Source organism: Bacteroidetes bacterium SB0662_bin_6, from assembly GCA_009839485.1.
GTDB lineage: Bacteria > Bacteroidota > Rhodothermia > Rhodothermales > VXPQ01 > VXPQ01.
This window is the reverse complement of record VXPQ01000051.1, coordinates 1-8,660: the sequence shown is the minus strand read 5'-3', so window position 1 is coordinate 8,660 and position 8,660 is coordinate 1. Positions and strand designations below refer to the sequence as shown.

General features: G+C 58.7%; 10 protein-coding genes and 1 other RNA gene. 5 read left to right on the top strand and 6 right to left on the bottom strand.

Going from position 1 to position 8,660, the window contains the following annotated elements; all coding sequences use genetic code 11:
* On the bottom strand, nt 1-202 hold a 202-nt coding region (locus F4Y00_10210; protein MYE05329.1), incomplete at its 3' end, for a co-chaperone GroES.
* A 150-nt stretch (nt 203-352) separates the two neighbouring features.
* On the opposite strand from F4Y00_10210, the gene F4Y00_10205 reads away from it, so the two are divergent.
* The gene (locus F4Y00_10205; GenBank protein MYE05328.1) at nt 353-868 is read left to right on the top strand and encodes a DUF2085 domain-containing protein; all 516 of its coding nucleotides are present in this window, start codon (nt 353-355) and stop codon (nt 866-868) included.
* Between the two features lie 130 nt (nt 869-998).
* Nucleotides 999-1,499: a DUF4199 domain-containing protein gene (locus F4Y00_10200; GenBank protein ID MYE05327.1), complete on the top strand. Its 501-nt coding sequence runs from the start codon at nt 999-1,001 to the stop codon at nt 1,497-1,499.
* 76 nt (nt 1,500-1,575) lie between these two features.
* Here the strand turns inward: F4Y00_10200 and F4Y00_10195 are convergent, their stop codons facing one another.
* Together F4Y00_10195 and mutY are read right to left on the bottom strand one after the other, a co-directional pair.
* On the bottom strand, nt 1,576-2,244 hold the full coding sequence (locus tag F4Y00_10195; GenBank protein MYE05326.1) for a hypothetical protein: 669 nt from the start codon (nt 2,242-2,244) through the stop codon (nt 1,576-1,578).
* A gap of 85 nt (nt 2,245-2,329) precedes the next feature.
* A complete protein-coding gene (gene mutY, locus F4Y00_10190; GenBank protein ID MYE05325.1) occupies nt 2,330-3,391 on the bottom strand; it encodes an A/G-specific adenine glycosylase in 1,062 nt (353 codons plus the stop codon).
* Between mutY and F4Y00_10185 the strand changes: the two genes are divergently transcribed.
* From F4Y00_10185 to secG, 3 genes are all read left to right on the top strand, one after another.
* On the top strand, nt 3,352-5,133 hold the full coding sequence (locus F4Y00_10185; GenBank protein MYE05324.1) for a BamA/TamA family outer membrane protein: 1,782 nt from the start codon (nt 3,352-3,354) through the stop codon (nt 5,131-5,133). The genes mutY and F4Y00_10185 overlap by 40 nt on opposite strands.
* A gap of 151 nt (nt 5,134-5,284) precedes the next feature.
* On the top strand, nt 5,285-5,860 hold the full coding sequence (locus tag F4Y00_10180) for an NUDIX hydrolase (GenBank protein MYE05323.1): 576 nt from the start codon (nt 5,285-5,287) through the stop codon (nt 5,858-5,860).
* A gap of 139 nt (nt 5,861-5,999) precedes the next feature.
* Nucleotides 6,000-6,353: a preprotein translocase subunit SecG gene (secG, locus tag F4Y00_10175; protein MYE05322.1), complete on the top strand. Its 354-nt coding sequence runs from the start codon at nt 6,000-6,002 to the stop codon at nt 6,351-6,353.
* 17 nt (nt 6,354-6,370) lie between these two features.
* Here secG and rnpB read toward each other — a convergent pair.
* From rnpB to F4Y00_10160, 3 genes are all read right to left on the bottom strand, one after another.
* Nucleotides 6,371-6,785: RNase P RNA component class A (gene rnpB, locus F4Y00_10170), an RNA gene on the bottom strand.
* Between the two features lie 109 nt (nt 6,786-6,894).
* On the bottom strand, nt 6,895-7,653 hold the full coding sequence (locus F4Y00_10165) for a hypothetical protein (protein MYE05321.1): 759 nt from the start codon (nt 7,651-7,653) through the stop codon (nt 6,895-6,897).
* 46 nt (nt 7,654-7,699) lie between these two features.
* Complete coding sequence (locus F4Y00_10160) at nt 7,700-8,521, bottom strand: Nif3-like dinuclear metal center hexameric protein (protein MYE05320.1); 822 nt, start codon at nt 8,519-8,521, stop codon at nt 7,700-7,702.
* Nucleotides 8,522-8,660 lie beyond the last annotated feature (139 nt).

The window sequence follows — 8,660 nt, the reverse complement described above, 5'->3', positions numbered from 1 at the left end:
CGTAGAGCACGGTGTCTCCCGCCTTTACGGTCATCTCGACATGCTTGCCGTTCTCCACCTGGCCGGGACCCACGAACAGGATGGTGCCCCGCTGGGGCTTCTCCTGCGCCGTGTCGGGAATGAACAGGCCGCTCGATGTCTTCTCCTCGGCAGCCTCCGGCTGCACGACCACGCGGTCGCCTATAGGGGTTATGCTGGTCATAACGATGTTGCGTTTGGAATGTATTGTGTTGGACAGTTAAGAAAAGTAGGGTGATCAAAAAGCGTAGTCAAGGCATGCGGGGCTTGAAGGAATGAAACTCATGTTAATTAGGGGATTTATACGGATAAGCAAAAATCGTCCTGTCAGCGTATGAGTAATGAAGGATCCACTTTCCAACGGATGAACCGAAAAGATCGGAGATGGGCCGGCTGGATACTGGCCGCCGGTTTCGTATGGATGGTTTTCGGCCTGGCCATGGCTCCGCCGTTCGTGGGCGAAAGTCTGCGGCACGTGATTATGCTGGGGTTTTCGGAGATATGTCATCAGATTCCGGGCCGTTCCCCTCACATTCAGGGCGTACAGCTTGCTGCGTGCGACCGCTGTTTCGGTATGTATGCGGCGCTGGCGGCGGCGCCTTTTCTGGCCTTGAGTTTGAGGCCGTGGAATTCCTGGATAGAACGTCACGCAAAATACCTCGTTGCGGGAAGTCTGATCATTCTGGCTACGGACTGGGGTGGTGATATCGTCGGATTATGGACCAACACGCCGTGGAGCAGGGCGCTCACGGGCGCTGTGTTTGGCTGTGTAGCAGGGTATTTTCTGGTGTGCGCCATTATCTCGCTTATGGATCGTCCGGCAGGGCGTCAGCGTATGGCGAAAGATTAAAAATTCCGCTATACTCCATTAGGCAGAGTGCTGGCGTACTCCCTGCGTGGCCTATGTACCCCATGTGCAGTCAAAAGGCCCCGGTTTTCTGCGTATTCGTTCTTCCCTTTTCATTGATCTCTTTTTCGCGATGCCGAATAAAACGCAATCCATTCTTCTCGTGGGCGTCATTGCCGGACTGGTCGGGCTGTTGGTCTCCTTCATACCCGCGGCCGGCGATTTCATCGCTTGCCTGGCGTACATAGGCGCCGGGATGCTTGCTGTCTGGCATTACGCCGATAACAACAAGGTCACCCTTACGGGCGGGCAGGGTATCGGTCTCGGTGTGCTGACGTGCATTGCGGCATCCGTCACATCGATCCTGTTGGAGATATTACTTTCGGCGTTGGGCGTCAAGCCGACAAGTTGGGAGGAAGCAAGGCTGGAAATGGATCGGGCGATGGAGCAAGGCGGTGCGGACCTGTCGCAGCTCGGCGGATTCGGCGAGTTTATGACGTCTCCGGTTTTTCTCATAGGGGTAGGACTCATATTCTCCGTGATCGCCGGCGTCATCGGGGGCGTCATCGGCAGCAAGATGTTCAAGCGCGGGGAGGAAGAGGATAAAGTCCAGGACAGCAGCGACCTGATATAGCAGGAAAACAGGCCCCGCAGAGCGCCGCTGCATAGTGTTAACAGGCCCTGATCCAACCGGAGGAAGCGGAGCCGCTTCAGTTTCTGAAAGGCAATCCGGATCTCCGGCGCAGCGTAACGGGCCGGTCAAGAAGTTCTTTCATGACGACTGCTTGCTGCAGCGAGGTGCGTGCAGCGAGTCGCCGCAGCGTCTCTCCGGGAGCTTTGGCCCGTTCATAGGGCGATAGTTCTTCGGCTGCGGTCTCCGGGCTCTCGTCTTTATGCTCCCGGGTCTGGTCACTTCCTCTTGCTTCGAACGCTTCTTCTTCGGCGAACAAGGCGTCTGCTTCGTAGATCGTTTCCGGCAGGGGTCTTTCCTGCCAGGGATCGTACGCAGCGGCTTCTTCCGGCGCCGGGTCCATGGGGAACAGGGAGGCGCCGGGATCCATACCGGCGTTTCGCCCACGGTTGCGTTCGGCATCAAAAGGCATCGAGTAGGCAGGCGGGTAGTCCGCTATCTCTACGGACTCTTTTTGGCTGCTTTCTTCCTGCATCATGCTCTCCGTAAAGCCCAGCGCCACACCGAGCTCCCCAAGCGCTTCCCGCAGTTCTTCCCGGTTCTTCTGCGACAGCGCTCGTTCGGATTCTGCCCGTCCCGGTTCGCGCACCGAAGGTTTTTTGGCCGCCCCCGGCTTGCGCGAGCCGAAGAAGACCCGCTTCAGGACGTAAAAAATCGGAATAATCCAGAAAAGGTCTCCAAAATCCATAGTCTATCAGCCCCTGGCGTTTTGTGGGGTATGCCCGCCTTCGGGAAGACGAACGATGCAGCCTCTTTTTCCTACGTAATGCCGGTCAGGTCGTTTCATTTACTGTTTTTTGTTTTTCCATGTGTTCGATCAGGCGGCGTCCCGTCTTTGAAAACGCCAGAGCGCATAATTCGGCGCCGTCGGCCCACTTCAGGCTACGCCCCTCAGGGGAACAGGGCATACCTGCTGCGATAGTTGCCCGGAAGGCGTACATCGTGATACGGAAGTGGCTGTACGCATGGGATATCCGGTGAACCAGGTCCCCCGTCTTGACGACTACGCTCCATTTCTCCTGCAGGATGCGCCGGCACGCTGTCTCCAGTGTTTCGCCGGGTTTTCGTTTGCCGCCGGGAAACTCCCACAGCCCTCCCAGCATGGCCTCCTCGGGGCGCTTGCACACCAGCAGGCGTCCGGCTTCGTCGGAAATGACAGCCACGGCCACATCGAAATGGGGCGTTTTTTTTCGGGGCAGCGTGACCGGGAATGTCTCCGGATCTCCCTGTGCCGCCGCGGCGCATACGGATTCCAGAGGGCACATTCCGCAACAGGGGGAGGAGGGCTTGCACATGCTTGCTCCCAGTTCCATGACGGCCTGATTGAAAGCGCCCGGGCGGGCCGGGTCCATGAGTACCGCGGCAATTTCCTGCAAGCGCCTGCGCGTGGCGGACCGGTTTGCGTCTTCGCCTATACGGAATACCCGCGTGAGCACTCTTGTTGCATTCCCGTCGAGCGCCGGACAGGTTTTCCCGTAGGCGATCGAGAGCACGGCGGCGGCGGTATACGGCCCCACGCCGGGAAGAGAACGGATATCCTGCTCGTCGGACGGAATGCGGCCCCCGAAAGACTCGACGATGCGCCGGGCAGCCTTATGCAGGTTCCGGGCACGGGAATAGTAGCCGAGTCCTTCCCAGCACGCAAGCACATCGTCGAGGGAGGCGTCGGCCAACTCCTCGACGGTCGGGAAACGCTCCACGAATCGATGGTAGTATGGCTCTGCCTGATCGACGCGGGTCTGCTGGAGCATGACCTCCGACAGCCAGATGCGGTACGGGTCGGAGGTATTGCGCCATGGCATGTCCCGGCGCTCCGTGTCGTACCATGCCAGCAGGTTTTCCCGAAAGGCGTGCTTGTGGGCTATGCCGAGCGGAACGTGTGCCGAGGGGGCTCGTTTTGTCATGCGTGGCCATGCGGATCGAAACGCAGTTTGTACGGGCGCTCACCCTTGCGGTTCTGGTGATTGCAGCGCCTGGAGGCCTGCTTCCGGAGGCGTATGCGCAATCCGGAAACAGGGAGCGCACTGCTCTGCCCGTCGAAGCCCCGGGAGACGGAGTGGAGGAGCAAGGCGGCGGAGACGATAGGGTGGAGAGCCTGTCCGATAGTACGCGGGTCTTTCTCGCGGAGGTACACATTACGGGTCTGGACCCGGGTCGCCTCCGTATTGTACGGACGGAGGTGGCGTTCGGGATTGGAGAGCCATTCGATCCGCTCCGGATGGAGGCGGATATTGAACGGGTGTTGTCCGTGCTGGAACGGGAGGGGCTTCCGCTTTCGACCGCCTCCGTGCAGATGATCGAACGGTCCGGGGATGCGCCGGATCGGCTTGCCGTCACATTGCATATCGTATCCGGTCCGGAGGTAGTGCTTCGGCGATTCGATCTGGAGGGCGCCCGGCGGACCCGACCGCAACTTGTGACCCGTCTGGCGGGAATGAAACCGGGTATGAAAATACTCCGGTTCGACCCGGAGCGTCTCCGTCGCCGCATTGAGGGAAGGGAACTCTTCGAAACCGTGGGTCTGCCGGTATTGCGTATAGCTGCCGATACGTCGGCCGTGGTGCGTGTCCCCATAGAAGAGGGTCCGCCCGGAGCCTTCGACCTGGTGTTGGGCTATTTACCCCCCTCGGAGGATGGTCAGCGCGGCAGCATTACGGGCAGCGGACATCTTGCGCTCCGCAATCCGTTCGGACGCGGCCTCACGACGTCCTTGCGGATGAACAGGCTGCCGGATCAGGTGACCAGCCTCGATCTGTCTGTGGCCTGGCCATTCGCTTTTGGACTTCCTCTGGGGTTGGAGGCGGGTTTCTCTGGCCTGGAAGAGGACTCCACGTACGGGAAAAGGGCATACCGGGGTGAACTGAACTATGATCTTGCTCCGGGAATGAAGGCATTCGCCGGATTCAGCCGGGAAAGCACGGCGCCCGGACAAGCCGGTGTACGGTTCGGACCGGCAGGCCGGCAGGTGGCTCCGACGGCCAAGGCGCGTTTTCTGGGCCTGGGCGTGCGCTTGTCGCTCCTGGACCACACATCGAACCCTACACGGGGTTTTTATGTGGAGATGAACCTCGAAAGCGGGCGCAAGGAGCGCACGGAATACCATGTGGTCGGTGTGGATACGCTTCGGAGCCGGACATTACTGGAGCAACAGCGATTGTATGCAACAGGGCGCTGGTTTGCCCCGGTATTTTCCCGATCGGTGATTGTGGCTGGAGTGGACGCCAGCGTTCTGTTGAGTCCGGAGTATGATCGGAGCGATCTTTTCCGGTTCGGCGGCGCGGCAACGCTCAGGGGATACGATGAGGACCGGTTTTTGGGGCGCATTGTTGGCAGGGCGCTTGCCGAATATCGGATATTGATCGATGCGGTTTCTTATGCCTATGGCTTTTTCGATCTCGGCTATGTGGATCGCCCGGAGACGCCGGACTTGCAGACTATGCAGGGTATTCATCCGGGTTACGGCGTGGGAATCCGATTCAGAACCGCTGCGGGGCTTATCAATATGAGTGCTGCCTTGAATCCTGAGAGCGGGCCCGGGGATGTGCGTATCCATGCAGGCGTTTCCTTCGGGCTGTAACCGTTAGCGGCAGGAACAATGCACAAGGCGAAGTCCGATGCGCAGGGTGGGACAGGGGACCCATATTCCGGCGTGTGCGTTCGGAGGGGGCATTTCAGGAGTCCTATGCGCCCACAAGATCACAGACGTTTCGCCCGGTCCGTTTTTCGTCATGCAGAATCTCGTTGAAATAGAACGTTCGTCCGAGCAATTGCTGGATGGCAAGTTGCTTAAGGTGTATCGCGACAGGGTGCTGCTTCCGGATGGACAGGAAGGGCTTCGTGAGTGGATCGATCATCCCGGGGCGTCTGCCGTCGTACCGTTGTTTCCGGATGGCTCCACCTTGCTGGTGCGACAGTTCCGGTATCCGGCCAAAAGCACGTTTCTTGAAGTGCCCGCCGGGAAACTGGACAAGGCGGGGGAAGACCCTGCCGAAGCTGCGGCCCGTGAATTGGAGGAGGAAACCGGATGGTGCGCGGCATCTTTCACGAAGCTGGGCGCGCTTTTTCCTTGTCTCGGCTATAGCAACGAGATCATTCATTTATACCTCGCTGAAGACCTTACGGAAGTTGGGGCGCAGCACCTTGAGCAGGGTGAATTCGTGGAAGTGGTGTCGACATCCTTTGACGATGCGCTGAAACTTGTACGGGAGGGCGGTATCGTCGATATGAAATCCGCGTTGGCCTTGCTTTATGCGCGGTACCATCTTGACCAGCGGGCGGCGGCTTCGATGGATGTACCGACGTGAGGGTACGCATTCCCGGCGCAGGCGCATGGATCCTGATGCGGGGGGTCGGCGTATCGGAACGGTTGCGGCGCGTCAGGCCTGATCGTTCATCAGCGCGGGCGCGATAGACAACCATTCTATATTCAACGATACGGCGCCCATGTTTACGTTCATCATCGTGCTGATCGCATTGATTGCGATCCTGATTACACTGGTAGTGCTTGTGCAGAGCGGCAAGGGAGGAGGGCTTGCCGGTATTGCCGCAGGCGGTGCTACACAACAAATTCTGGGAACGCGTCAAGCCCCGGATGTGCTCGAGAAGGCGACCTGGATGCTTGTCACGCTGTTTATCGTACTTTGCGTCGTATCGAATTTTACTATCGGACAGGAACAGGTACAGGAAAGCGTGATTCAACAGCGCGCGCAGGAAGAACAAGCGACGCCTGCACTGCCTCCTGTCGGGGAGCAGCAGGAACTTCCCTCACTGCCGGAACCGGCTCCCGCCGAAGAGTAAGCCCGTCCCGCGTATCGCGGCGCTTCCTGCCTGTAAGCCGAATTCTGTCTGACCGCAGCAGCAGCCGCTGCACCGCTTGCGGCGAGATCGCCATTTATCTGGGACCGTCGTCGCCGACGGCCTCGAGCGACCTACCCGCGCCACTGCTCAAGACGGGCTACCTTGTTCATTCTCGCAGAATGATGCGGCGCTGTTTGGTCTTGCACCCCGTGAGGTTTACATAGCCGCCCCGATTTCGCGGGACGCTGGTGGGCTCTTACCCCACCGTTTCACCCATGGCCTGTGCGCCGGAGCGCCATCGGCAGGTTTGCTTTCTGTTGCACTTGCTGTCGCCGCCTCGGCGGCGCCTTCCCGTTAGGAAGCACGGTGCCCTTTGGTGTTCGGACTTTCCTCCCCGGTCTCACGGACCGGAGCGGCGATCCGGCAGGAATATTTCGGAGAATGTGCCAGGCCGTACACGTTGGTTCGGCCCTGTTGTCCTGTCTTTGCCCGACGGCGGGAGGACGGTGGCAGAATCACCCGTCGCCTTCGTACGATCCGGCTATGCGTTTGTTGCCTTGATCGTCTTGAAAAACAGGTCGCTGTCTACGATGATCCGTCCTGTATGCTCGCAGGCCACAATGCGATTTCCCTGGCGAATCTCGACCTGACGCTGCGGAGGCACGGCAAAGCCGGCTGCGGCCCCCCGTTCGATGGGTACTACCGCCCTGCCGTCGTGCAGACGACCCCGCAGGCGTTCATAAGCGAGTAAATACCGGGCATCCACCTTTTGGGCGGCTTCAGATCGTTTTTCTTCCAGATGGGCCTGTTCCTGCTTGGTGTCGTCAAGCACTTCCTGCAGATCGTTTTCTTTCGTAGCAAGAATTTCATCCAGTTCTTTCATCCGGGCCTCGGCTTCTTCGATAACGGCCTTGTGCCCATCCTCGTTCTGGGTGATTTCCTCGATGCGCTTTTTCGATTCCTCGATGCGCTGCTTTTGCGTTTCGACTTCCTTCGTAAGCGCGTCGTACTCGCGGTTATTTCTTACCTGGAGTTGCTGCTCCTCATACCGCGTAATGAGGAGTTCGGCATCCTTGATGCCCGTTTCGGATGTTTTCTTGTCTTCCTGGTTTTGCGTCTCTTCCTGTTTGTATTTCTCGATACGTGTAGAAAGGCCTTCCTTTTCATCCCGGAGGTCGCGAATTTCCTCCGGCAGGTCGCCGCGCAGTTTTTCGATCTGGTCTATTTGGCTGTCGATGAACTGGAGACTGATCAGTGCCCGCAGTTGTTCGCCGGTACTTGTCTCCTGAGCAGTGGCCATGTTGTATATCTCGATAGCAAATAAGGACTGACGGATGCAAGCGCCGCTAACGTTTCGGGGGAATAAAAGTTCGCACGGGGCTTGTACTGGTTTTCGTACGCCGCCAGGCTGTCTGTGGAAATTGCTTTGCCAGTGCCTCCACAAGCAGGCTTTCCGTGAATTTTTCCGTTTCGTAGTGACCGGCATCGATCAGGGCGGGGTGCGGATGCCCCCGGGTATCGAGCACGTTGAAAAAGTCGTGGTATTTTATATCCGCGGTAATGTAGGCGTCGGCGCCGCAAGAGGCAGCTTCTGCGATCAGATTGCTTCCTGCCCCACCGCACACGGCTACACGCCGGATAGGAGCTTCGGGATCACCCGCATAACGCAATGCAGGGGTTTCGAGGCGCTCGGCGATAATTTCGAGAAAGGCCTGCAAGCGAATGGGGGCAGGCAATGAGCCGATGACCCCGAACCCGGTTTCGCCGCTCTCGGAGGGCTGGAGAAATTCGGTATCGGCGAGCCCCAACTGTTCTGCAAGAGCAAACGATACGCCCCCCGAAGCGGCGTCAAGGTTCGTATGGATGCTGTACAGTGCGATGTTTTCGGAAGCCAGGCGCCAGACCAGATTCGGAACATAGGTTTCTGTGGTGACGGCATGCAGGGGGCGAAAAAGCAGGGGGTGGTGGGTGACGATAAGCGTCGCACCCAGCGTTTTCGCCTCGTTGAGCAGTTCCGGCGTCATGTCCAGGCCAAGCAATGCCGTCCGGACTTCCGTATCGGGGTTACCTACCTGCAGGCCGGCATTGTCATAGGACATCGCTGATGAGAGAGGCGCCCATGCTTCGAGAAATTCCGCAATTTGTCGGACAGTGGGAGTGTTGGGCATGGGGACCGCCTCGGAAGATTCAAAATGCAAGCCCGGAAAAACCAGGGTCTGTTAACACTATGCAGCGGCGCTCTGCGGGACCTGTTTTCCTGCCAGGCCAGGCGCCGCGAGCGCAGTGTGGCCCAGCCACATAAGCGAG